Source organism: Embleya sp. NPDC020886, assembly GCF_044333915.1.
GTDB lineage: Bacteria > Actinomycetota > Actinomycetes > Streptomycetales > Streptomycetaceae > Embleya.
Window position 1 is genome coordinate 252382 of record NZ_JBIRRX010000003.1, and the last position, 23304, is coordinate 275685.

General features: G+C 71.6%; 20 protein-coding genes. 12 read left to right on the top strand and 8 right to left on the bottom strand.

Going from position 1 to position 23304, the window contains the following annotated elements; genetic code table 11:
- Positions 1–23 precede the first annotated feature (23 nt).
- The 3 genes from ACH4U8_RS12055 to ACH4U8_RS12065 all read left to right on the top strand — a co-directional run bounded on the left by ACH4U8_RS12055 (position 24) and on the right by ACH4U8_RS12065 (position 1988).
- Positions 24–1211: a serine/arginine repetitive matrix protein 2 gene (locus tag ACH4U8_RS12055; protein WP_395777297.1), complete on the top strand. Its 1188-nt coding sequence runs from the start codon at positions 24–26 to the stop codon at positions 1209–1211.
- Positions 1212–1293: 82 nt separating this feature from the next.
- A complete protein-coding gene (locus ACH4U8_RS12060; protein WP_360306811.1) occupies positions 1294–1602 on the top strand; it encodes a hypothetical protein in 309 nt (102 codons plus the stop codon).
- 50 nt (positions 1603–1652) lie between these two features.
- Positions 1653–1988: a WXG100 family type VII secretion target gene (locus tag ACH4U8_RS12065; protein WP_360306814.1), complete on the top strand. Its 336-nt coding sequence runs from the start codon at positions 1653–1655 to the stop codon at positions 1986–1988.
- 47 nt (positions 1989–2035) lie between these two features.
- Here ACH4U8_RS12065 and ACH4U8_RS12070 read toward each other — a convergent pair whose 3' ends face one another.
- The 4 genes from ACH4U8_RS12070 to ACH4U8_RS12085 form a co-directional block, all read right to left on the bottom strand.
- Positions 2036–6739, bottom strand: coding sequence for an FtsK/SpoIIIE domain-containing protein (locus ACH4U8_RS12070; protein WP_395777299.1), 4704 nt, complete (start codon positions 6737–6739; stop codon positions 2036–2038).
- Between the two features lie 163 nt (positions 6740–6902).
- Positions 6903–8444, bottom strand: a complete 1542-nt coding sequence (locus ACH4U8_RS12075; protein WP_395777301.1) for a hypothetical protein — start codon at positions 8442–8444, stop codon at positions 6903–6905.
- Positions 8445–8532: 88 nt separating this feature from the next.
- Positions 8533–9096 carry a sigma-70 family RNA polymerase sigma factor gene (locus tag ACH4U8_RS12080; RefSeq protein ID WP_360306823.1) on the bottom strand — a complete coding sequence of 188 codons (564 nt, stop codon included), beginning with the start codon at positions 9094–9096 and terminating at the stop codon, positions 8533–8535.
- A gap of 458 nt (positions 9097–9554) precedes the next feature.
- Entirely contained in the window at positions 9555–10139 is a 585-nt protein-coding gene (locus ACH4U8_RS12085) for a hypothetical protein (RefSeq protein ID WP_395777303.1), read from the bottom strand.
- 47 nt (positions 10140–10186) lie between these two features.
- On the opposite strand from ACH4U8_RS12085, the gene ACH4U8_RS12090 reads away from it, so the two are divergent.
- Positions 10187–10351 carry a hypothetical protein gene (locus tag ACH4U8_RS12090; protein ID WP_395777305.1) on the top strand — a complete coding sequence of 55 codons (165 nt, stop codon included), beginning with the start codon at positions 10187–10189 and terminating at the stop codon, positions 10349–10351.
- Positions 10352–10705: 354 nt separating this feature from the next.
- On the opposite strand, the gene ACH4U8_RS12095 is transcribed toward ACH4U8_RS12090, so the two are convergent.
- Positions 10706–11761, bottom strand: coding sequence for a LacI family DNA-binding transcriptional regulator (locus ACH4U8_RS12095; protein ID WP_395777307.1), 1056 nt, complete (start codon positions 11759–11761; stop codon positions 10706–10708).
- A gap of 137 nt (positions 11762–11898) precedes the next feature.
- A complete protein-coding gene (locus ACH4U8_RS12100; protein WP_395777309.1) occupies positions 11899–12105 on the bottom strand; it encodes an RICIN domain-containing protein in 207 nt (68 codons plus the stop codon).
- A gap of 679 nt (positions 12106–12784) precedes the next feature.
- Between ACH4U8_RS12100 and ACH4U8_RS12105 the strand changes: the two genes are divergently transcribed.
- The 4 genes from ACH4U8_RS12105 to ACH4U8_RS12120 all read left to right on the top strand — a co-directional run bounded on the left by ACH4U8_RS12105 (position 12785) and on the right by ACH4U8_RS12120 (position 15673).
- Positions 12785–13018, top strand: a complete 234-nt coding sequence (locus ACH4U8_RS12105) for a hypothetical protein (protein ID WP_395777311.1) — start codon at positions 12785–12787, stop codon at positions 13016–13018.
- 105 nt (positions 13019–13123) lie between these two features.
- Entirely contained in the window at positions 13124–13297 is a 174-nt protein-coding gene (locus ACH4U8_RS12110) for a hypothetical protein (RefSeq protein ID WP_395777313.1), read from the top strand.
- A 203-nt stretch (positions 13298–13500) separates the two neighbouring features.
- Positions 13501–14931 carry a helix-turn-helix domain-containing protein gene (locus ACH4U8_RS12115; protein WP_395777315.1) on the top strand — a complete coding sequence of 477 codons (1431 nt, stop codon included), beginning with the start codon at positions 13501–13503 and terminating at the stop codon, positions 14929–14931.
- Between the two features lie 493 nt (positions 14932–15424).
- The gene (locus tag ACH4U8_RS12120; RefSeq protein WP_360306841.1) at positions 15425–15673 is read left to right on the top strand and encodes an SCO4226 family nickel-binding protein; all 249 of its coding nucleotides are present in this window, start codon (positions 15425–15427) and stop codon (positions 15671–15673) included.
- A 97-nt stretch (positions 15674–15770) separates the two neighbouring features.
- On the opposite strand, the gene ACH4U8_RS12125 is transcribed toward ACH4U8_RS12120, so the two are convergent.
- The gene (locus tag ACH4U8_RS12125) at positions 15771–16049 is read right to left on the bottom strand and encodes a hypothetical protein (RefSeq protein ID WP_395777317.1); all 279 of its coding nucleotides are present in this window, start codon (positions 16047–16049) and stop codon (positions 15771–15773) included.
- A gap of 317 nt (positions 16050–16366) precedes the next feature.
- On the opposite strand from ACH4U8_RS12125, the gene ACH4U8_RS12130 reads away from it, so the two are divergent.
- The 3 genes from ACH4U8_RS12130 to ACH4U8_RS12140 all read left to right on the top strand — a co-directional run bounded on the left by ACH4U8_RS12130 (position 16367) and on the right by ACH4U8_RS12140 (position 20954).
- Positions 16367–17212: an SDR family NAD(P)-dependent oxidoreductase gene (locus ACH4U8_RS12130; protein WP_395777318.1), complete on the top strand. Its 846-nt coding sequence runs from the start codon at positions 16367–16369 to the stop codon at positions 17210–17212.
- A gap of 233 nt (positions 17213–17445) precedes the next feature.
- Positions 17446–17703, top strand: coding sequence for a helix-turn-helix transcriptional regulator (locus tag ACH4U8_RS12135; RefSeq protein WP_360306850.1), 258 nt, complete (start codon positions 17446–17448; stop codon positions 17701–17703).
- Positions 17704–18092: 389 nt separating this feature from the next.
- A complete protein-coding gene (locus ACH4U8_RS12140) occupies positions 18093–20954 on the top strand; it encodes a helix-turn-helix transcriptional regulator (protein WP_395777320.1) in 2862 nt (953 codons plus the stop codon).
- Positions 20955–20990: 36 nt separating this feature from the next.
- Here the strand turns inward: ACH4U8_RS12140 and ACH4U8_RS12145 are convergent, their stop codons facing one another.
- Positions 20991–22202 carry a low temperature requirement protein A gene (locus ACH4U8_RS12145; protein ID WP_395777321.1) on the bottom strand — a complete coding sequence of 404 codons (1212 nt, stop codon included), beginning with the start codon at positions 22200–22202 and terminating at the stop codon, positions 20991–20993.
- Between the two features lie 190 nt (positions 22203–22392).
- On the opposite strand from ACH4U8_RS12145, the gene ACH4U8_RS12150 reads away from it, so the two are divergent.
- A complete protein-coding gene (locus ACH4U8_RS12150) occupies positions 22393–23142 on the top strand; it encodes an SDR family oxidoreductase (protein ID WP_360306859.1) in 750 nt (249 codons plus the stop codon).
- Positions 23143–23304: the final 162 nt, after the last annotated feature.

The following is a 23304-nucleotide window of genomic DNA, read 5'->3' on the forward strand; positions in this document are numbered from 1 at the left end:
GAAGCGCCTCTCTCGCTCGATTCGTGCAACCACGGCGCTCTTTTGTACGCGCTTTCGGTTCGCCGGGTTCATTCTTCCTCGCGACAATCTCGATTGAACCCCCGATGGATGTGACGCGTACAGAAATGGGAGTGGTTCGCAGCGCGGGCGCACCACGCGAGTCGGGCGAGGGACAGGAGATCCGAATGGCGGATTTCGCCATCGACTACACCAACCTGCACGAGATCAACACGAAGCTGAGAAACCTTGCCAATCAGGCCGATTCCGGCTCCGGCGGGGCATTTCGTGAGCTGGGCGAGGCGGGTGCCGCCGAACGCCGGGCCGCGCTGGGCACCTCCGGCCTCTCGACCGCGTTCAACAGCTTCTATCACCATTCGAGATCCCGCACCGCCAAGGCCAAGGAGGGCTTGAACAAGCTCGCCGACAACTTCAAGGCGGTGTCCGACCTCTTTTTCAACGAGGACGCGAGGATCTCCGGTGGAGCGGGTCTGATCACCGCCGGCCTGGGACTCGACAAATGGCGCAACGCCAAGGCCGCGCACGACAAGTGGCTCGCCGACAAGGCCAAGTGGGATGCCTACCTCGCCTCGATCGGCGCCACCGACTACTTCCGCGCCCACCCGGACGAGACCATCCGACACGTATGCCACGACCCGGAGGCGCCCGCGTGGTGTGCCGCCTGGATCGCCAAGGGCGAGGACGGCACGCCCGTCAATCCCGGCGAAGAGCCGCCCAAGCCCGATGACAAACCGCCGACTTCGTTTCACTATGAGGACAAGAACGGCAAGATCGACGTCAGTGTCGAATTGGACAAGAACAACAACATCATCAAGGAGACGTCGACGATCACCAATCCGCAGGGGCAGAACTACGAGACGACCACGACGTACAAGGGCCCCCCGGAAATGGTCGAGATTCCGGACGGCGACGACAAGGGCGACGAGCCGGACAAGATCGACGTCCGCGACTACACGATCACCACCAAGATGAGCGACGGCACCACGGCCACGTCCGATTTCACCATCGAGAAGGACGGCAGCGGGACCATGATCAGCCATTCCGGGAAGACGACCGAGCACTACATCCGTGACGGACCCAGGGGCGAGTGGCGGCGCGATCCCAAGTTCGCCGACGCGGACGCCTCCTCCGGCAAACACGAAAAGCCGGACCGCAACGTGGGCAAGCCGCCGCCCGGCGGCCGCGTCGACTGAGCCGCGCTCCGCCGGCCGCCGACGTTCCTGTTCCCGTCTCCGCTTCCGTTCCCGCTTCCGCTTCCGTTCGAGGAGATTCGCCATGGGCGCCAACATCAAACTCAGCTACGCCGAGATCACCCGGGTGTCCAACCTCTTGGACAACAGCGTCGAGCACACGCTCGTGCCCCGGATGAAGGAGGCCAAGGCCGAGGTCGACAGTCTGCTGACCACCAACCTCGTGCTCGTCAAGGCCAGCCCGGCCCTCCAGGCCCAGTACGACAAGTTCAGCGTCGCGCTTACCGCCGCGACCGAGAGCATCAAGGGCTACGCGCAGCAGTTCCGGCAGATCATGCAGTCGGTTCAGGACATGGACAAGGACATCGCCGACAAGGTGCACTCCTCCCAGTAGCCGCCCGTCCACGCGTCGCCACCCGACAACCGACCCCTTCGGAGGACCCGATGGCCGACATCAAGATCGATTACGACGAAATCCGCAGCGCGGCCACACGGATGGGCACCAAACTGACCGACATCTCCAACGAGCTCGACAATCTGCAGACCCAGGTCGCCAATCTGCTCCACGACGGCCTGGTGTTCGAGAAAGCCAGCCCCGCCTTGCAGGAGGCGTACCGCACCTTCAACGAGCAGATGAAGAACTCGGCGAGCAACATCCACGCGTATGCCAAGAACTTCACCGACATCGCGGACTCGCTGAACACCTCCGACACCAAGCTGATGGGCGACATCAACACCGCCATCGCGAAGATGAAGGCCGACGCGGCGGCCCACAAGTAGCCGCCGGCCGCCGCGCCTTCCTCGTGTGGGTGCCGCGCACGCTCCCCTCAGCCGTCGAGGACCGTGAGCGGCACCTGCACCGCGATCGCCGACCCCGCGTCGCCCGCGGTCCAGCCCCGGCCCGGGCCGAGCGGCGTACGCACCTGCTCGGCCGACAACCTGACCCCGATCAGGTCCGCCTCGCCGAGCGTCTTGGGCCCGAGCAGCAGGCCGCGCCGCGAGCGTCGGGCCATGCCGACCCAGCCCAGCGAACTCATCGACTCCGCCAACCCGGCCAGCAGCAGCCCCTGTCCGTGGTCCCGGCCGGAGGTGGCGATCCGACGCAGCACCGAGTCGGCGGCGCAGGCGAGCATCAGATCGGCGTCGTCCACCACGACCACCACCGGCTCGTCTCGTACCGCGGTCAACGCCTCCACCAGTACCTCCGGCTCCGGATCGGGGTCGGTGAGCACCTGCGCCAGGCCGTGCGCGGCCAGCTTGCGCAACTGCGAGTCACGCGGCGTGAGAACGATCAGTCGGGTGCCGCTCATCAGCAACGACACACACATCGCGGCCAGCGTCGTGGTGCGTCCGCTGCGCGGCGGTCCGGCGACCATGAACGACCCGCCGCCGTCCGCGAAGTCGTGCACCAGCGGCTCGACCGCGTCGCCGCCCACACCCAGCAGCGCGTGGAACGGCCTGCGCAGCGATTGCGGCACCCGGTCGTGCGCCTCCTGGAAACCGATCAGGGTCGGCATCTCGCTGATCCGGAACGGCCGTCGTACCGGAGGCACGTTGGCGTCCCGGGCACTCGCCCGCCGGCCCAACTCCCGCATCGACTCGGCCTGGTCGCTCTGATCGCTCGCCGAGGTGTCCTCCCCGTCGACGCCGCCCGTGGCGACGGCCGGCTCGGCGATCGAGGGCAACAACGCGATCTGCGCCTCGATCGCCCCCGGAGCCAGCCAACCCCGACCGGGGGCCACCGCCGCCGGAATGCTGTTGCGGGGCATGCCGATGAGCGTGTAATCGCCCGGGTCGGTCTGACGCAGCAACAGCCGATGGTCGTTGTGCGCGGCCAGGCGCCCGCCGAGCAACAGCCGCTCCGACGTGGCGATCACATGGATCCCGGCGCCCTGGCCCTCGCGCAGGAGCCGCACGAAGTCGGCGTACAACCGGCCGCCGTCGTAGTCGTCGAGCATGGTGCTCAGCGCGTCCCAGCCGTCCACCATGAGCACCAGGTGCGCGGGTCGGCGGTCCTTGTCCACCCTGCTCCGCAACTCGGTGACGTCCGCGCAGTCCTGCTGCGCGATCAGCCGCTGCCGCGCCGTGAGTTCGGCGGACAGCCGGTTGATCAGCCGCTCCATGCGCTCCGCGTCGTGGCGCGAGACGACCGCGCCGCAGTGCGGCAGCGCCTCCAGCACGCTCAGTCCGCCACCGGCCGCGTCGATCGCGTAGATGTGCAGGTCGGAGCAGGGGATGGTGAGCGCCGCCGCGCCCGCGACGGTGCGCAGCACCTGGGTGCGGCCGGAACGCGGTGCGCCGATGACGTACAGGTGCCCGAAGGACGCGAAGTCGATCGCGGCCAGCCGCCGGGCCTGCAGGTGCGGGATGTCGAGCAGGGCGTAGGGGACCATCGGCAGCGAGCCGGGCGCCGGCTCCGGGATGGCCGGCAGCTCGTCCAGCCGCATCCGGCCGTCCATCGGCGGCAGCCAGGGACTGGGCTGCGGCCGGAAGTCGGGCAGCCGGTCGGCCGCCTCGCGCAACGCGTCCACCAGGGCGCGCAGGTCCGTCGGCTGCTCCTCGAAGGGAGTGATCATCCGGCCCTCGTGCGAGTCGAAGTGCGACTCCGGTCCCGCGCTCACGTCGGTGTCGATGTCGGTGCCGGCTTCGGCGTCGGCGTCGGCTTCGGCGAGGTCGATCGGGCGGCCCAGGCGCTGCCAGCCGAGTCGGACCCCGCGGACCGGCCGGGACGCGGCGCCCTTGACGACCGAACTCGGAACCGCACCCGGGCGTTCCGCGCCGACGAACGCGGTCTGGAACGGGGTGGGCGCGCCCTCGCCGCGGCGGACCAGGGCCCGTCCCGGGTTGTTCGGCGAGATGCCGGCGGCCTCGACGCCGTCGATGATGTCCTGGCTCTCCGAGCGGTCGGTCACCCGCAGGGCCATCCGCAGGTTGGTGTTGGCCTTGATCTCGTTGCTGACCGAGCCGCCCGGCCGCTGGGTGGCCAGCAGCAGATGCAGGCCCAGTGACCGGCCGCGCTGTGCGAGGCTGATCAAACCGGGGACGAAGTCCGGCAGTTCGCGGACCAGGGTGGCGAACTCGTCGATCACCAGCAGGAGTCGGGGCAGCGGAGGCAGGCGCGGGTCCCGCGAGCGCTTGATCCGGTACTCGGTGTGGTCCTTGGCCTCGACCTCGTTCAGGACCGTCTCGCGGCGGCGCAGTTCGGCGTCCAAAGAGGCCAGCGCGCGCTTGACCAGGTGCCCGTCTAGGTCGGTGATCATGCCGAGGGTGTGCGGCAGTTCCGCACATTCGCGGAACGCGCTGCCGCCCTTGTAGTCGACCAGTACGAAGGTCAGCTCGTCCGGCCGGTTGACCGCGGCCAGCGAGGCGATCATGGTTTGCAGCAGTTCCGACTTGCCCGAGCCGGTGGTGCCGCCGATCAGGCCGTGCGGGCCGTCGCGGACCAGGTCCAGGCGCAGCACGCCCTCGTACCCGCTGCCCAGGACGAACGAGGTGGAGGCCGGGCGGCGTGCCCAGGCACGCAACAGCAGGTCGGCGTCCGGCGGTTCCTGACCGATCAGCGGCAACAGCGCGACCTCGGAGGGCAGTCCGGAATCGCCGTCCACGGTGACGTCCAGCACCGGCGCGACGGCGCGCGCGACCTCCTCGCACCAGGCCGGGTCGACCAGGTCGGCCCGGATGCCCTTGACCTCCGGCACGTGCGACGCCTTCAGGTCGAGCCGGCCGCGGTTCGCCGTCACCACCGCCGTGCACTCCTCCGGCAACAGGTGTTCGCGTTCCTCCAGGCACAGACCGAACACCCGGACGGCCGGGCCGTTGGTCAACACGTCGATCATGCCCGGCACATCGCGCAGCCGGCGGGCGCCGTCCAGGATCACCAGGACGTCGGGCTCGCGATGCAGGGTGGGACCGAGGGCCGATTTCGCGGCGTCCAGGCGGGTCTGGACGTCGGAGATCAGCTCGTTGACCCGATGCGCGGTGCTCTCGGGGTCGGTGCCCAGGGCCACCACCGCGGCGCCCGCCCGGCCCGGCCGCAGGTGCGGCAACCACCGCACCCACTGCCACGCGTCGGCGTGCTCGTCCTCGGTCAGCACGACGATGCGCACGTCCCGCGGGCTGTGCAGGACGGCCGTCTGGATCACCGCCCAACTCGCGATCCGGCGGGCCGTCTCCCCGGGGGCGCCGATGCCGACCACTCCGAAACCGGTCATCTCGACCCCGAACGGCACATCCGCGAGGCGCCAGTTGACGCTTCGGTAGTGCGTCTCGCGCGCCTGGTCGTCGATGCTCTTGAGGGACGCGCGGGTGAGGGTACCGAGTCGGATGGTCAGGTGGTCGGGGTCGCGCCGGCGGCGTTGCCACAGGCCCAGGCCCGGACCGGTCGCGATCAGCAACACCGCCGCCGGATCCGGGAACGTCGCGTTGCGCAGCCCGCGTTCGTCGACGGTCGCGCGGCGCATCTCGGTCTCCAACGCCGACCGGCGGATCCGATAGACCCGCTTGGCCTCCTGGTGGTCCCGGCGACCGCTGCGCTTGCCGGAAACCCAGTTGCCGATCGCCATCAGCGGTGTGAAGAACACGAAGACGACGAAGAACAGGCTCCGGAACAGGAACATCATCGCCAGGCCCATCAGGAGCGGGGCGATCATCATCAGGAAGGGGAACGGCCGCTTGCTGTTGTCCGTCGGCGGACCCATCATCCGGATCGACTCGCCGTCCAGGTGCGGCGCGATGCGTGGCGGCCGGTTGTACTCGACGCCGAGACCGTTCGCCGACGTGCGTACCGCCGCCTCGGGTTCGTCCGGCGGGCCCAGGCGCAGCAGATGCTCGCCGAGCGACAGGTCGGCGTAGGTCGGCCAGGACTGCGAGCCGTCGTCGGGCGGCGGCAGGTAGCCGATCGGCGGCAACGGCGGCCGGGCGGGCAGCCCGTCCGGACCCGGCGGCGGGGACTCGGTCGAGTGCCCGCCGGGGCCGCCCTCCTGCATGCCGGCGGGCTCCTCGGCGGAGAGCGGTGTGCCGGTGATCGGATCGACCGGCGGCGGCGGGGTGAGGCTGCGCAGCCCGCACCGCTCCGGGTCGGCGTCGTCCGGCAGCGCGATCGTGACGGACGCGTCCGTGCCGACGGTGATCCAAGTGCCCTGGGCGGGCGCCTCGCCGCCGTCCAGGCGCAACGCGCACGCACGGTCGGTGCCGACCTCGTGGCGCCCCGGGCCGAGCCGCCAGACCCGGCCCGCCCCGGGGCCCGACACATGCCGCACAGTGACCAGCACCGGGTCGGCTCCCGGTGGTTGCCAGGCCCGGGTCGCCGTCTCGGTCGGCGCGGGGCCGCCGAGGCCGAGCAACGCCCCGGCGCGGATGCCGCTCGCGCCCACGCGGATGTCGGGATTGAGCCGGCGATCGCCCAGGAACAGATCGGCGGTGCCCAGTACGGCACCGAGTTCGGCGACGGTCGCCGAATCGGGGACGTCCAGCAGGTGATCGGCGCGGCGACCCTGCGGATCGGTGGTGGTGACGGCGAGGTTCACGGGCATCCAACTCTCTCGCGGGGAGGGCGAGACGGCGAGGCTGCGGGGGTGGGGGAGGCGTGAGTGGGGCGGTTCGGAGCGACCGGGTCGGGGTGTCGCGCGGGGACGGTCCGGGGGAACGGTCGGCCGCGCGCGTGGGATCGGGGCTGCGGGGCTGCGGCCCGACACCTCACCGCGGACCGGGCGAGGACGGCTCGGGGCCCACTCGCGGAGGGCTCCCGGTGTCGGCGGTGGGTGCGGGCTCCGGAGCCGGGTCGGGCTCGGTCGCGGGTGGGTCGGCGTGGGGAGTGGGATCCGGATCGGCGGCCGATCGTGCACCGGAAGGCGGTTGCCGCCGGGCCGATACGGCGGGTGACGCATGGGGATCCTGCTCCGACGACGGCGTCGTGGTCGACGTCCGTGCGGAGACTCCGGGCCTCGGTTCGCCGACGGTAGGGACCGGTTCGGGTTCCGCGGCGAGGCCGGGCGATCCGGCGGGCGTGCTCCGTGCCGACGGTCGGGCCGTGCTCGAAGCGGCCGACCCGCCCGAGGACCGCGCGGGCGGCTCGGCGACTGCGGATCGGGCCGAGACCGCCGCCGGAGTGTCCGCCGGTTCGACGGTCGCGGCCGGCAACGCGGTCGCCGGTTGGGCCGTTCCCGGCTGCACGGCGGCGGCCTCGTTCCCGCTCTCCTCCTCCGCGAACCACTCGATGCTACCCGCACCGGACCGGGAGACCGGCGCGGGAGCGGGCGGGAGCACCGGCGGAATGCCCGGCAACACCCGGGCGAGGGCTTCGGCGAGCGCGCTGCACGAGAGCACCAGAGGTGTACCCGGTACGGCGACCCGACCGTGCACATCGGTCAGCAACGTGCGTACGTGGCCGCGCCCCGATCCGCCGAGCAGCACCCGCAACGAGGGGGAATCCCCGGCCGGTTCGACGAGTTCCGGCGGCAGCGGGTCGGGCAGCTCCGGGGTTGCCAGGAACGTGGGCAGGCCCAGCCGGGGCGGCCTGGCCCGGGCGCTTCGATACGCGTCCCGGACCGGCAGCCCGGAGATGTCGTGGTGGACCCCGTCGGCGACCACGACCTGCCCGCCGGGCAGTCGCGCGTCCAACTGCGCCGCGACCGCCTGGAACAGGGCGGGGCTCGAATGCGGATCACCCTGCACGCACACCATCGGCGGACCGACCGCGAGGTCGAGGAACACACATTCCCCGTCGCGCTCGCCCAGGGCGACGACGATCGGTCTGACCCCCTCGGCGTCCGGCGTGACGGACGGCAACTCCGCCCGGGTGGCGGTCCAGGCCCTAGGGTCGTGCGCCAGGGGCCGCCAAATGCCCTCGGGCGTGGGGACGTCGCCGGCGGCGAGCAACACGGTGACCGTGTCGTCGCCGACCACGACCGCGTACGGCTGCCCGGGGGCGGCGGCGAACTTGGCGGCCACCAGCGCCCGCTCCGCGTCCCGCCAGGTGGTACCCGCGCCCAACCGCGCCACCAGCAACCGCACCGAGCGCCGGTAGCGCAGCCAGACCCGCACCGGGCCACCGAACGCGTATCCGGTCAGGGCGATTTCCCGACCCAGACGACGTGTTGCCGCCTTCCACCCGCCCAATCGCATCGCGAAGAACCGGAGGATCAGGAAGAACGCGAGGGCGGCGGCCGAGATGCCGGCCCAGTGCAGGATCGTGTCGCGGTGGTCCGCGAAGAACTCGAGCGGATCGGTGTTTCTCATCTGCCGGGTAACTCCTCCCATCGCACATCCACGGGATCACCCGTGCGCGGTGCGCCGTTCGCGCGGCACACTACGCAATCCCGGGCGCTCATCCTGCGTTGCGCTCTCGTAAGGCGTGGCGCAGGGCGCGGATTGCGTAGTAGGTACGGGACTTCACCGTTCCGAGGGGTATGCCGAGGATCTCGGCCGCCTGCTTGAGGTCGCGATCGCGCAGTACCGTCTCGGCGAGGATCTCGCGATGCGCGGCGGTGAGCGAGGGCAGTGCGTCGGCCACGGCCATCTTCCAGAGCAGCGGCTCCCATTGGTCGTCGGCCGGGACGTACTCCAACGGTTCGGGGCTGCATTCCTGCGGTCGGGACCGGCGCGCACGGCGGTCGTCCATGACGATCCGGCGGGCCACCGTCGCGAGCCACGGCATCAGGTCGGACGTGTCCTCGGCGATCGTGCCCGCGTGCCGCCACGCCCGCAGCATGGTCTCCTGCACGACGTCCTCGGCCCACGGGCGATCGCCGCCGGTGAGCTTGAGGCAGAAGGACAACAGGGGCATGGCGTAGCGCCGATAGACCAGTTCGGCGAGTTCCGCGAGTTCGTTGTCATCTGTCGAGCGTGCCTGGTTGCCGTTGTCCCGGTCATCGGCACGAAAGGATGTCACGGCACCGGATTCCTCGCTCCCCCCGAAGTGTCGGCTCGAACCCGTGAACACTAACTACGCTGCGCTACAGGTCCGTTGGATCTGCGCTGAATTTGAGGATTCACCGCCCACGGCCGGTCCGAAATGCAAGCCATCGGCCGACAAGCGTAGTTGTCGGGCGGGGCCGGGCCCGATGGGCGCAGGCGCCGGCCCCGGCCTTCGGATCACGGCCGGTGGCCACAGGTACCGGCGAGCCGGGCTGCCCAGGTGGTCGCCGTCCACTCGGGTGCCGGTCTGCGGGGCGTTGCGGACGTCGTCGCCGACCACGGCTTCGGTTCGGGGACCCGGCGCTGCGCCCGGACGGCGATGTGCCGGTTCAGTGAGCGGTACGTGGGCGCGTCGATGGCGGGTCCGGGCAGGGGCAGGTCGAGGTGGCCCGGGCGGGCGGGTGTCGGCGGGGAATCGGCCGGGTCCGACCGCTACGGTTGCGTGCCGTCCCCGATACTCGGATCGATCGTGTCGAAGTACACCGTGTCGGTGCCCGGGTCGAGGTGGAACGCGCCGGGGTACACCTCGCGTGTCATCTCGCTGTCGAAGGACTTGCTGCCGACCCACCGCGCGTCCTTCGGCACGAACCGCGTGAGCGCGTCCGGCACCGTACTCGGCGTCGCCGGCCGGAAGTCCCGCCCCGGCGTCGCCACGATCGCAGCGACCCCACCGGCCCTCAGCCGAGCGAAGCCCACCACCCGCACATCGCTGGGCCCGGGAACGGACATCCGCGAATCGACACCCAGGACATCGCCCAGCCACCGGGCATCGAACAGCGGCCCGAGCATGGGAAACCGCCGCTCCAACGGCGCCGAATCCCGACGTACCGTGTCGCCGTCCGCCTCTTTCGCCGCCGACGACGTGCACGCCGCGAGCACCGCCGCGGCCCCCGACACGAGCACTTCCCGTCGCCCGAGACGCGTCGAGCCGTCACGGAACACCCCAGCCATGCCCGTCGAGTTCCGCTGTATACGAAAGTTCATCGTGCAAGTACCTTTACGGATGCGGTGCTTCACCGTCCACCGGAACCGCAACCGAATCCGTGTTCGGAAAGGTATGGCGGATGACACCGGAACCGAGGAACGGCTCCTCCGGGGCGTGGCTGATCCGCGTTCCGATCTCGGCCACCGCGTTGGTTATCGCGGTGCTCGCGGCGGCGAACGGGAGTTGGGGCCTGAGCGCCCTGATGGCCTGCACCTCGGCCCTCGTCGCAATCCGGCGCCCCTGACGCACGCGGGCCCATTCCCGGCAACGCGAGAGCATCGACCCCGACCACCCCCCTCGTCGGCCGCGCGCGCCGGGCCGGGACGGGCCTCCGGGGCCGAAAGACGTCAACTGCGCCGTCCGTGCCTGGAGTCGGTCGTGCGGTGCTCTACTTGGATGAGACGGCGCTCCGCACGAGATCCGGCCGGCGTCGGCGGTCTCGTCAGCCATCCGTGCCGGGGGCGGGCGTCGCGGCCCCGGCGAGTCGCCGTCCCGTGGCCTGCCCTCCAGGGAGGTGCGAAACGGGAATGTCCGCAATCTTCTTGGTCCCGATCTGCCCGATGTGTGGAACCGGCTTGTCGGACGGTCGATTGCTCGGCTATTCGGGGGGTGATGTTGCCGTTGGTGTGCCGGGGGCGGGGGCCGTGCTGGCGCGGATGACGAGCGTGGGTTCCACTGCGGCGGGCTCTCGGGGGGTGGCCGGGTCGGTGATGTAGCGGAGGAGGTGGTCGACGGCGAGGGCGCCCATTCGGCCGAAGGGCTGGGCCACGGTGGTCAGGGACGGCGAGCAGTATTCGGCCAACGGGATGTCGTCCACGCCCACCACCGAGATGTCCGAGGGCACTCGGCGGCCGAGTTCGTGCAGGGCGCGGACGACGCCGAAGGCCATTTCGTCGCTGGCCACGAAGATCGCGGTGACATCCGGGATCCTGCCCAGGATCAGGCCGTTGCGGTAGCCGGAGGCGGGTGACCAGTCGCCCGCCAATTCCGGTGGCACCGACCGCCCCTCCTCCTCCAGGGCCGCGCGCCGGCCCCGCGAGCGGCCGGCCGCGTCGAGCCACTCCGGCGGCCCGGCGACGTGCCATACCGTCTCGTGGCCCAGGTCGAGCAGGTGCCGGGTGGCCAGTCGGGCCGCCGACTGCTGGTCGACGGCCACCACTTCGGTCGCCGCCGTGCGGGAGCCGTCGACGGTGATGGTGGGCACCGCGGAGGTGAGCTGTTCGATGCGCGGGCTGACGTGGATCAGCGGCACCGCCAGGATCACGCCCTCGACGTGCTGCTCGGACAGCCGGACCAGCGCGGCTTCGATCGCGGAGGTGTCCAGTGAGGCGGTGGTCGCGGTGCTCACGGTGTAGCCGGCCTGGTCGGCGGCGCGTTCGATGCCGACGGTGAGGGCGGTTCGCGAGTAGAAGCCGGTCTGCAGGGTGACCACGCCGATCGAGCGGCTGCGGCCCGAGGACAACACCCTGGCGGCGTTGTTCTTGCGGTAGCCGAGCTGGTCCACCGCGACGAGCACCTTCGCGCGGGTCTTGGCCTGCACGTTCGGGTGGCCGGCCAGCGCGCGGGAGACGGTCTGCGCGGAGACGCCCGCGACCCGGGCGACATCGGCCATCCCGGGCGGCCGGCCGGCATCACGGGTGTTGTCGTTCGCCATCGGGCTCCTCCCCGTCGGGCCGCCTTGATATCGATGCCAGTCGATCACAAATGGAATATCGATTCAAGGCGGCCCGATCGACCCCGGGTTGGGATCGATAACACCCGGGTGGGTGCCGGGTCGGGCTCAAGCTCCGGTCAGGTGATCGTCCACTGTTGCAGCGGCGATCGGGTGTTCGCCTGTTGCGTGACCGGGGCGCCGTCCGTGCCGGAGGCGGTGGTGAGCAAGAGTCCGCTCCGCAGCGAGGCGACCGTGTAGGCGCCGGTCGCCTGCCTGGTGAGGGTCCAGTGTTGGTTGTCCCGGCCGGTGCAGGTCCGAAATCGGTCCCGGTGAAGAAGCTCCACGCGCGGCTCTGCGTTGCGCCGTAGAGGGAATGGGCCTGCTGGAAGTAGAAGGTGCCGTCCTTGTCGATGTAGGAGTTGGCCGGGGTGTCGTCCGGGTGTGTCCACGCACCCTTGGCGCCGACGGTGACGGTGTACGAGCCGGCCGGCGCGGCCGCGGTTGGCGGCGCGATTGCCTTTGCCGGTACGGCCGTTGCCGAAGCCGCTGTCGTCAGCGCACTCGTGTGCCCGTGAAGGCCAGGGCCGTGGCGAACACCGTCGCGAGGATTCTTCCGGGAGGTGCCATCTCTCTCCGTTTCATGGCGCGTTGGGTCGTACGGGTTCGTTCGGCGACGGCCTGCCGCAGCGTGTCCGGGCAGGGCGGCACTCTGATATCGATATCAACGTGGGGTGCGTCGTTCGGACGGCCCGGGTGGTCGGGTGGCCGAGACGTGGGAGGTGGATCCGGCTCGATCGATGACCTGGCAAAGTGCTGCAAGAGCCTCCAGGACGCCATGCGAGCACGGAGGATGCCTCCGTCGGGGTGGTGCAGTCGGTGCGTGCCGCCGCTTCCGCCGAGCCGGCGAGCGCGCCGATGCCTGGCACTATGGCAGAGGATGTTATCGATGCCAATGGTGTCGACCGCACTGCTGCCGGCGACGCCGCCCGGTGGCCATCGGGCCCGGGCGCTACGGTGCGAGGCATGCGATCGCTGATCACCGCCGTACACGAACACGACGAGGCTGCCCGCTTCCTGGGTTGGCCGGGGGACTTCGACCTCGCCTGTGGGGACCATGGCGAGGACGTGCACCTCGCTTCGGGCGCGGCGCTGGAGGGCTTCGCAGGCGACGGCGCGGGGGCACATTCTTCTTCTGTGGCGCCGGTGGCGAGGAACGTCCGGTCCTGTACGCCGACTCCGAAGGCGGTGCGGCGCTGATCGCGATCGGCCTGCCGGAACTCCTGCGGCTGCTCCTGGTGGCGTGACTGCCGGGCGTTCACCGAGGCGGAGACTCGTGAACTCGCGGCCCAGTACCTGGAGGACATGCCCGATCTGCCGGCTCGGCGGGACCGGGCGGCCGCGGCTCTCGGACTCGATCTGCCGACCGAGGCCGAGGTCTTGAGCCGGCTGCGCGAGATCGCGACCGGGGTGGGCAAGGACTTCGTTCTCGTCTTCACGCCGGAGAACGAGCCCTACGACTCGCTGATCGAGGGCTGAGCGGCGCCGCCCACCGGGACCGGGAACGACCGGCCGTCGGGCAGGACGTGTGGGCTGCTTGAATGGCCGGGAGCCTGTGGGTGGGCCGTTCGGGCGGCGTACGCGGTGGGCAATCGGCCTGCCGGACCGTGAAACAGACTCCGACCAGGGAAGACGCGGCGCACCTGGGATACGGGAAACGGGCCGCGGGGAACGAGGAACGCGTGCCGGGGACAACAGGGGCCGAGGAGGCGGACGCGTTCGCGCGACTGCTGCGGGAGCTCAAGGATCGCTCGGGGCTGAGCTACGGGGCGTTGGCGAAGCGGCTGCACATGGGCACGTCGACCCTGCACCGCTACTGCAACGGCAGCGCCGTACCGAACGATTACGCGCCGGTGGAGCGCTTCGCGAGGGTGTGCCGGGCAACGCCGCAGGAGTTGGTCGAGCTGCACCGGCGCTGGATCCTGGCGGACGCGGCACGGGGGCGCCGGGCGGACGCGGCGCCGGGCGCGGAGGAGGTCTCGGCATTGACATCGGCATCGGCCTCGGCGGGCGAATCGCCCGAGGTCGAGGTCGAGGTCGAGGCCGAGGCCGAGAGCGCGACGTCCGAGTCCGAGGCGGATGCGGTCCCCGTCGCCGGAACGGCCGCGGCAGCGACGCCCGTGCAGGACGAGGACGGCGCCGCGGCCGTCGTCGACGCCCCGAGCAAGTCCGCGCCGGCGCGACGTCGTCTCACCGTGGCAACCGCCTTCGCCGCGGTGGCGGCCGTACTGGCAGTCGTGATGGTCGTCGTGGATCCACTCTCCGGTGACGGAGCCGGCGACACCGGGGACCGCCGGGAAGCAGGTTCCGCCGCCGCGATCCCCGGTTCGGCGGATGCCGGGGACCGCTCCACCGTGCCGGCTCCCGCCTCGCCACCCCCCGGCGGGACGGCATCGCCCTCGGCCGCCACGACCGAGTCCGGGAAGGCCGGCCCGAGCGCTTCGAAGGGCGGGACGCCGAGCGCGGGGGAGTCCGCCGGCGCCGCTCCGCTCGGGGTGGGCGTTCGCCCGTACGTCTACCACAACCCGTGCAGCCAGCACTTCCTGGTCGACAGCGCCCCCGCCCAGGTCGGCCCGCCCGCGAACGAGGGGGACGCCACCCGCTGGGCCGCCGCGTACGGCGCCGTCTCCTCGGGCGAACAAACGGTCGCCCTCACCGTCCAGGGCCGAGATCGGGACACCGTGGTCCTGGAGGCACTGCACGTACGCATCGCCGGCAAGAGCGCGCCGCTCGCCTGGAACGACTACGCGATGGGCGTCGGTTGCGGCGGCGAAGTGAACACCAAGTCGTTCGACATCGACCTCGACAAGGGCAGCCCCACCCTCACCGGGAAGAACGGCCAACGCGAATTCCCGTACAAGGTCAGCGCGTCCGACCCGGAGGTCTTCTACGTCACGGTGCACACCAAGGCACACGACGTCCGCTGGGATCTGACCCTGGACTGGTCGAGTGGCGATCGTCGGGGCACGCTGCGGATCGACAACAAGGGCCTGCCGTTCCGCACGAGCGCCGACGTGCGTCGCCCCGGCTACGACTATCCGCTCGGCGGCGGCGAGTGGGTCGAACGGGAGCCCGAGGGGCAACCGGACCAGCCGGCCGGGCCGTTCGGGTGATGGTGGGTCGCCCGGCTGAGCGGAGCCGGATCGGCGCTCCGGGATGGTGACGGCCGCCGACGCGGGCGGCAGGTGTGCCGGCGACGGGTCCATCGGGTGATCGGCCCGCCTCCGACTGCGTCGAGGAGTCCGATCCCATGCGCACGCTCGGCCGGATCGTGGTGCGACCGGCCGCCATCGAGTCGCACCACCGGGCCCGGCGACAGGTCGCCGGCCGGCCCGAGTCACGGTCGCCGCGCGGTACTCGACCCGGGAGACCCGGACTTCGCGATCGTCACCCCCGCAACAGAGGGCATGCCGCACCCCGCCGGGGCTCGGCACCACCACGGGTCTCATCCGTCGCACAGGTCGATCGACGTACCGAACGCCCCATATCGCAGGGCGGTGTTCCGGTCGCGGGTGGACGATGGAAGGAGTGCGAACGAGTGCGGGGAAGGAGCGGATCCGAGAACTGCTCGGGGCCCATCATCGAGAGGCGAGGAGGCGTGCGGCGATGGCGACCTTCATGGACGTCCATACCGGCATGACCGGCATCACCAACGAACAACTGGCAGCGGCGCATCAGGCGGATCTGGCGATCGAGGAGGAGGAGGGCGTGCACTTCCGGCACGCCTGGGCCGACCCGGAGTCGGGCACCGTGTACTGCCTGTCCGAGGCGCCCTCGGCCGAAGCGGTCCTGCGGGTCCACGAACGCGCCGGGCACCCCGTGGCCGAGGTCCACCCCGTGCCGGTCACGGTGTAACGGGCACGAGCCGCTTCGTGGCCGGGACCCGTGGCGACGACGCTGCGGAAGCGCCGGCGCCACGGGTCCCGGCACGTGTCCCGGTCGAGGGACACGCTCAGGAGTCGGTGAGTACCCACAGTTGCCAGACGCCGGCGGGCCGGCACTCGTACCTGTTGGCGCCGTTGTCCAGATACCACTGGCCCCTCGTGTGGCAACCGCCCAGGTCGTCGGGCGCGAAGTCCTGCACGTGATGCCAACCCGGACCGGCGACCGGAACGGCCGCGCGCTCGGCCGCCGCCGCGCTCGTCGCGGACGCCTGGGCCACGGCCAGGCCGGGCGCCGTCAGCAGCGCGACGGCCGTCGCCAGTACCGCAAACCTCTTGTCGATCTTCATGGTCTTCCTCTCGAAACGATCAACGGGGAAACCCCAGCCTCCCGTTTCCACGCAATTCGGTCTTCATGCACAGGAACGACCACTCCCTACATCAAAACGTGTACGCACCGAACCCCGCCCCGAGTGCCCGGCATTGCGCCCTCGGCCTCGATCGCGGGTCGGACCCCCCGTACGGATGCCGCACTCGGGGGCGGGTCGGCCAGGGGATGACGGATGCGAAGGCGAGGGTGTGCCGGGGAGGGTGGTCGGGTGCGGTTCCGCGATGGGATCGCCGAGGGAACGACGATCCCGGGACCGCGGGGAAGAACGGACGGGGCATGCAGAAGACGCCCAATGGGGACCACGGTGCCGAAGGCGCCCTGACCATCATGCTGACCGGGGCGACGGCCGGCACCGGCCGGGCCACCGCGTCCGCGCTCGCGGGCCGGGCGGGGCATCTGGTCCTGCACGGCCCGGAACGGGAGGACGAGGTGGCCGAGCTGCTGCGCGCCGTGCGGAAGGAGCTGGCCCCCGGCGCCCGGCTCGACTACTTCGCCGCCGACTATGCGAACCCCGCCGAGGTGGCGCGCCTGGTCCGGCGGGTGCGCGCCGTGACCGACCGCATCGATCTGCTCGTCAACAACGCCGAACGCCCCGGCGCGCCCACCCGGACCGTGAACGCGGGCGGCACCGAACTCACCTTCCGCACCAACTACCTGGCCCCCGTGCAACTCACCGACGGGCTGATCGACCTGATCGGCGATCGTTCGCGCGGCCGGATCGTCAACGTCGCCTCGGGGACCCACCTCACCACGGCCCTGCACCCGGACGACCCGGGCCTGGCCCGGCACCCGTACTCGGCGTCCCTGGCCCACACGCACGCCGGCCTGGCGCTCGTCACCTACTCCCGCCGGCTGGCCCGGCACCGACCCCGGCACGCCATCGACGTGGTCGCCATGGATCCCGCGTGGATGTCGACGCACCCGGGCGCCGGGTCCGCCGCCGGCGCGGACCGGCCCGATCGGGCGGCGGCCGACATCCGCCACGTCGCCGCGCTGTGTGACGACAACGGCGCCTGGTACCACGGGCGTGCCCCCGGGCCGATCAACCCCCAGGCCTGCGATCACGGTGTACAGGAACGCCTGCACGACATCACCGAGTTCGCCCTCCGGGGCGGCCTCTGACCCGGCCCCTCCGATCCGGCACCGCCGCCGCTCCCCGCGCGACCCGCCGAACCGAGGACGCAGCGCCGGCGCCGGGTGCGGTTTCCCCCGGTCGGGGTGATTCGGCCAGGGAGTCACTGATGCGAACGCGGCACACACCGGTGGACCCTTGCCCACATGCCCTCGCGCCCGGTCGCGCAGCACCGCTCCGGGCGGGTCGAGGCGAAGCCGAAGAGAAAGGGACCGACGGGGCGATGGCAGATCTGGACTACCGGTGGCATCTTCGCGCGGTGATGGCGCAGCGCGGCATGTTCGCCACGACGGACCTGCGTCCCCTGCTGGCCGCACGCGGCGTCGACCTGTCCCCGAGTCAGGTGTACCGACTCGTGGTCGACAAGCCGGACCGGTTGAAGATGCGCACGTTGATGGCGCTGCTGGACATCCTCGACTGCACGATGGACGACCTGATCGAACCGCAGGCGGCCCGGACGGCACGTCCCCGAGGGAGGTGAGGCGGCGGGCGGCCCTCGAACCGAAGGGCGGCCCGGGCCCCTCGCCGGGCGCGGCGTAGGGCTCCCGCGTCGCACGCCGCGCCTCGCACGCCGGGCCGATGCGCCGCGCCCCGGCACGTGACCCCGAACTCCCGTTCCCATCGGTCACGTCGGCGCCCGCACCCGCCCGCCCACACGGCGTAGCCCCCGCCGAGCCGCCGTCCCCGCGCCGGCCCCTCCGCCGCGCCGGCCCGCCCCGAGCCGCGTCCTCTCACGCGCCCGCCCGTGCCCGAGCCGTGGCCCGCCGTTCGGCCGGCTCCCGGGCGAAGTAGCCTGCCGCATGGATATTGCATCGGATGACAGTCGGCCGGGACGAGCATCGATGCGCGGCGTGGAAGGTTTGGGCGGAAGTGTCTGACGATTCCGCGGTCGACGGCAGGCCCGAAGGCGGCGCACGGGAGCGGGCGATCCGCACCCGCGGGCGGTCCGCGACCTGGGCGGGCGGAGCCCTGCCGGCGGAGTCGCTGCTGGGCAGGGAGGTCGAGTGCGAGGCCCTCGACCGGTTGCTCGCGGACGTTCGCGGTGGCGAGAGCCGGGCGCTGGTCTTGCGCGGCGAGGCCGGAGTGGGCAAGTCGGCCCTGCTGGACCACCTGGTCGCCGAGTCCGCGGGATGCCGGGTCGTGACCGCCACCGGGATCCAGTCCGAGATGGAGCTGCCCTTCGCGGCCGTCCACCAGTTGTGCGTGCCGTTGCTGGACCTCCTCGATTCCCTGCCCGAACCGCAGCACGACGCGCTCGGCACCGTGTTCGGGATGCGCACCGGCCCCACTCCCGACCGGTTCCTGATCAGCCTCGCGGTGCTCAACCTGCTGGCCCAGGCCACCGACGAACACCCGCTCGTGTGTGTGATCGACGACGCCCAGTGGCTCGATCGTGCCTCGGCCCAGGTCCTCACCTTCGTCGCCCGCCGCCTCGTCGCGGAAAGCGTGGCCTGTGTCTTCGCCGTCCGCGACGCCGAGGCCGACGCCGACGCGGGCGACCCCGACGTGTTGTCGGGCCTGCCCGTGATCGAGGTCGGCGGGCTGCCGGACACGGACGCGCGCACCCTGATCGGCCGGGTGCTCCCCGGACCGCTGGACGAGCGGGTCCGGGAGCGGATCCTGATCGAGTCGCGCGGGAACCCGCTCGCCCTGCTGGAGTTGCCCCGTGCCGCGGCAGGGGGCGGATTCGTCGCCGCGGCGACCGGACAGTCGTTGTCCGGCCGGCTCGAAAGCGGCTTCCGGCAGCGGCTGAACGGCCTGTCGGCCGACACCCGCAAGACGCTGCTGCTGGCCGCCGCCGAGCCGCTCGGCGATCCGGCCCTGCTGTGGCGCGCCGCCGACCTGCTCGGCGTCGACGCCACGGCGCTCGACGCGGCCGACGAACTGATCGACTTCACCGACCGGGTGCGTTTTCGGCATCCGCTCGTGCGCTCGGCGGCATACAACGCGGCCCTGCCGAAGGACCGCCGCGAGGTCCACCAAGCGCTGGCGGAGGCGACCGACGCCGGCACGGATCCGGACCGGCGGGCCTGGCACCACGCCCAGAGCACCGCGCACCCGGACGAGGACATCGCCACCGAGCTCGAACGCTCGGCCGATCGGGCCCAGGCCCGCGGCGGCCTGGTCGCCGCCGCGGCCTTCCTCGAACGGGCGGTCGAACTCACCCCCGACGCCCGACGCCGGGCCGCCCGCGCGCTCGACGCCGCCCGGGCCAAGCACCTGGCCGGCGCGCCCAAGTCCGCCCTGGCGCTGCTGGCGGCGGCCGAGGCCGGTCCGCCGGACGAACTGCGCCGGGCCAAGGCCGAATGCCTGCGCGCCGAGATCGCGTTGACCTCCAACCACGGCAGCTCGGCGCCGGCGATCCTGCTCAAGGCCGCCAAGCAGCTCGAATCGCTCGACGTCGAACTCTCCCGCGACACCTACCTGCAGGCCCTGTTGGTGGCGATCGGCATCCTGCCCCGCTGGGAGGGCATCACCGAGGTCGCGGCGGCCGGCCGCGCGGCGCCGCCCGCGCCCGGCGTCCCGCGCGCCACGGACCTCATCCTCGACGCCCTCACGCTGCTGTACACCCAGGACGCGCTGACGGCCGAGCCGGTCCTGCGGCGCGCGATGGCCGCGGTCCTGAGCGAGGGAGCCGACCCGGCCGAGCGACTGCGCTGGCTCTGGTTCGTCAACCTGTTCGCGATGGCGCTGTGGGACGACGAAGCCTGTCGCGAACTCGCCCGTCGTTGCCTGCGCCTGGTCCGTGACTCCGGCGCGCTCGCGCTGCTGCCCCTGGTCCTCAGCGTGTCCACGATGATGTTCCTGTTCGAGGGCGACCTGGCCGAGGCCGAGATCCTGAACGAGGAGGCCAAGGAGCACGCGGTCGCCGCCGACGTCTGGACCACCTCCGGAGCCATGGTGCAGACGGGCGGCGACCTCGGCCTCGCGGGATGGCGGGGAGACGAGGAGCGCACCGAACGCCTCGCGGCGACCATCGCCGAGGAGGCGGCGATCCGCGGCGAGGGCCGGACCCTGGAGATCTGTCACTGGGTCAGGTCCGTCCTCTACAACGGCCTCGGCCGGTACGAAAAGGCACTCGAAGCCGCCCTGTTGGCCACGGTGGACCACGAGACGGAGGAGGCCCCGAGCGGCCTGGGCGTGCACTGGGCGCCCCTCGAAGTCGTCGAGGCCGCCGTCCGTACCGGCCGGCACGAACTGGCCGGCCGGACGCTGGCGCGGCTCTCGCACTCCACCCGGGCGGGCGGCACGGACTGGGGTCTGGGCCTCGAAGCCCGCTGCCGGGCGCTGGTCAGCGAGGGTGCGGAGGCGGACCGCCTCTACCGCGAGGCGATCGACCGGCTCGGTCGTACCCGGATGCGCGTCGACCTCGCCCGCGCCCACCTGCTGTACGGCGAATGGCTGCGCCGGGAACGCCGGCGCATCGACGCACGCGACCAACTGCGCACCGCCTTGGACCTGTTCACCGAGATCGGGATGAAGGCTTTCGCCGACCGCACCGAGCGCGAACTGCTCGCCACCGGAGAGACCGCGCGCAAGCGGACCGCCCCGGCCACCGAGGAACTCACCGCGCAGGAAGCGCAGATCGCCCGGCTCGCCCGTACCGGCCTGACCAACAAGGAGATCGCCGCGCGCCTGTACATCAGCCCCCGCACCGTCGAATACCACCTGCGCAAGGTCTTCGGGAAACTCGGCGTCACCTCGCGTCACCAACTCGTCGACCTCCCCTGACCCGTCCGCCCGCCCCGACGGCAACTCCGGGAGATCTCAGGCCGGTCGGCGCACCCGGGGCACGGCGGGGAAGGTGATCACGACCATCAGGACGCATACGGCCGCGAGCCCGGCGACGACGGCGGCCGGCCCGATCCGCGACACCGCGAGCGGCAGGAGCAGGACGGCCGCCACGCCGCACCACACCAGGCCGGGACGGAGCACGTGCTCGGCCAGGATGGGCCTGTGGATCAGCCACAACAGCACGACGAAGACGGCGGTCGGCACGGCCACGGCGTAGCAGATCGCGAGCGGTGCGGCGGCCGGGCCCCGGCCGGTCTGCTCGACCGCGACCTCCAGTCCGGCGCCCAGCGCCGCGAGCGCCGCGAAGATGCCGTAGTGGCCGTATCCCCACAGGTAGGAGCCGTGTCGGCGGTCGCTGAGCCCCTCCCCGGCGGGGACCAGGAAGTAGAGCCACCACAGGGCGAACAGGAGTACCAGGCCGGATCCGGCGATGACCACGAGCGAGCCGCCGATCCGGGCGGCGTCCAGCGCCGCCCGCACGCCGTTGGACGTGGCGAGCACACTTTCGCCGAACAGGATGATGGTGAACAGGCCGTAGCGTTCGGCGATGTGGTGCGGGTGCCAGTCGGTCGGCCGGGAGCGTTCCGCCCAGCGCGGCACCGCGAGTTCCAGGGCGGCCAGGACCAGGAAGGACAGCGGCTGGGCCGGCGACGGCAGGGCGTTTGCCTCCGCCAGGACCAGGCGCAGGATCCAGCCCGCCTCCAGGAGCGTGATACCCGCCGCGTACCGCAGCGCGGTACGCCGGCCGGCCGGGTGCTCGGCGGCGGCCCGCAACCACAGCGCGACCAGCGCGACGCGCATCACCAGGTAGCCGATCGTGATCAGCCGGTAGTCCGCGTCGTCGGCCGCGGCCGGCACACCGGCGGCGAGCACCAGCACCCCCGCCATCTGCACCATCGTCAGCAGCCGGTAGGCGACGTCGTCGGTGTCGTACGACGAGGCGAACCAGGTGAAGTTCATCCACGCCCACCACACGGCGAAGAAGACCTGAAGGAACGGGACGAGCCCGGTCAGGGCGTCCCCGTCGGCGACATGGTGTGCCAATTGGGCGGTGACCGCGGCGATCGCGACCACGAAGGTGAGATCGAAGAGCAGTTCGAGCGGGCTCGCGGTGCGGTGCGGTTCGTCGATCGCGCGCGCGGTCATCCGGATCCGGATCCGGTACCCGGCGACTGCTGATGGCACGGCCTCGCTCCTTCGGTCGGTGGGTCCCCCTGCCGACAAAGACAAGGCGGGGTCCCTGCTTGTGACAGTGGGCCCGGAAAAAGCACACGACGAAAAAAACTTCGGCGGACCTGTCACAACCGCTCAGGGTGTCCGGTCTTAGTCGGCAACCGGGCGGCGACGGAGTCCCCGGCGAACAGGAGGACCTGGCATGAGGATCGTGGTCATCGGCGGTACCGGACTGATCGGCTCGAAGCTGGTGACGAAGCTGGGCGAGCACGGACACGAGGCGGTCGCGGCGGCGCCGAACACCGGTGTCGACACGCTCACCGGCAAGGGCCTGGCCGAGGTCATGAAGGGTACGTCCGTGGTCATCGACGTATCGAACTCCCCGTCCTTCGAGGACGCCGCCGTATTGGAGTTCTTCAGCACCTCCACCCGCAACCTGCTGGCCGCCGAGCAGGAGGCCGGCGTCGGCCACCACGTCGCGCTGTCGGTGGTGGGCAGCGAACGGCGTCCCGACATCGGCTACTTCCGGGCGAAGATCGCCCAGGAGCGGCTCATCAAGGAATCGTCGATCCCCTACTCGATCGTGCACGCGACGCAGTTCTACGAGTTCGCCCGGCGGATCGCCGACGAGGCGACGACCGGCAACGAGGTGCACATCGCGCCGGTCGCGTTCCAGCCGATCGCGGGCGACGAGGTCGCGAAGAACGTGGGCAGGACCGCGGTGGGCACGCCACTGAACGCGACGATCGAGATCGCCGGCCCGACGCGGTACCGGATGGACGAGTTCTTCCGGGAGGCGCTGGCGGCCTGGGGCGACCCGCGCGAGGTGGTCACCGACCCGAACGCGCACTACTTCGGCGCCGTACCGGACGAGTCGACGCTGGTCCCGGGCGAGGGCGCCACCCTCGGCGAGATCACCTACCCGGACTGGTCGGCGAAGTCCGCCGGTTGAGCCCTGTCCGGCGGATCCTGGTGGGCCGCGCCGCCCTTCCGCCGACATCCGCCGGACAGGGCCCGGGCCGGAAAGCGTCGGAACCACCCCTGCGTCCGACCTGCCCGTGCCACCCCGGGTGCCGCGGCGGTGCCGACCACGCGCCGCGGCACCCCGGGGGCG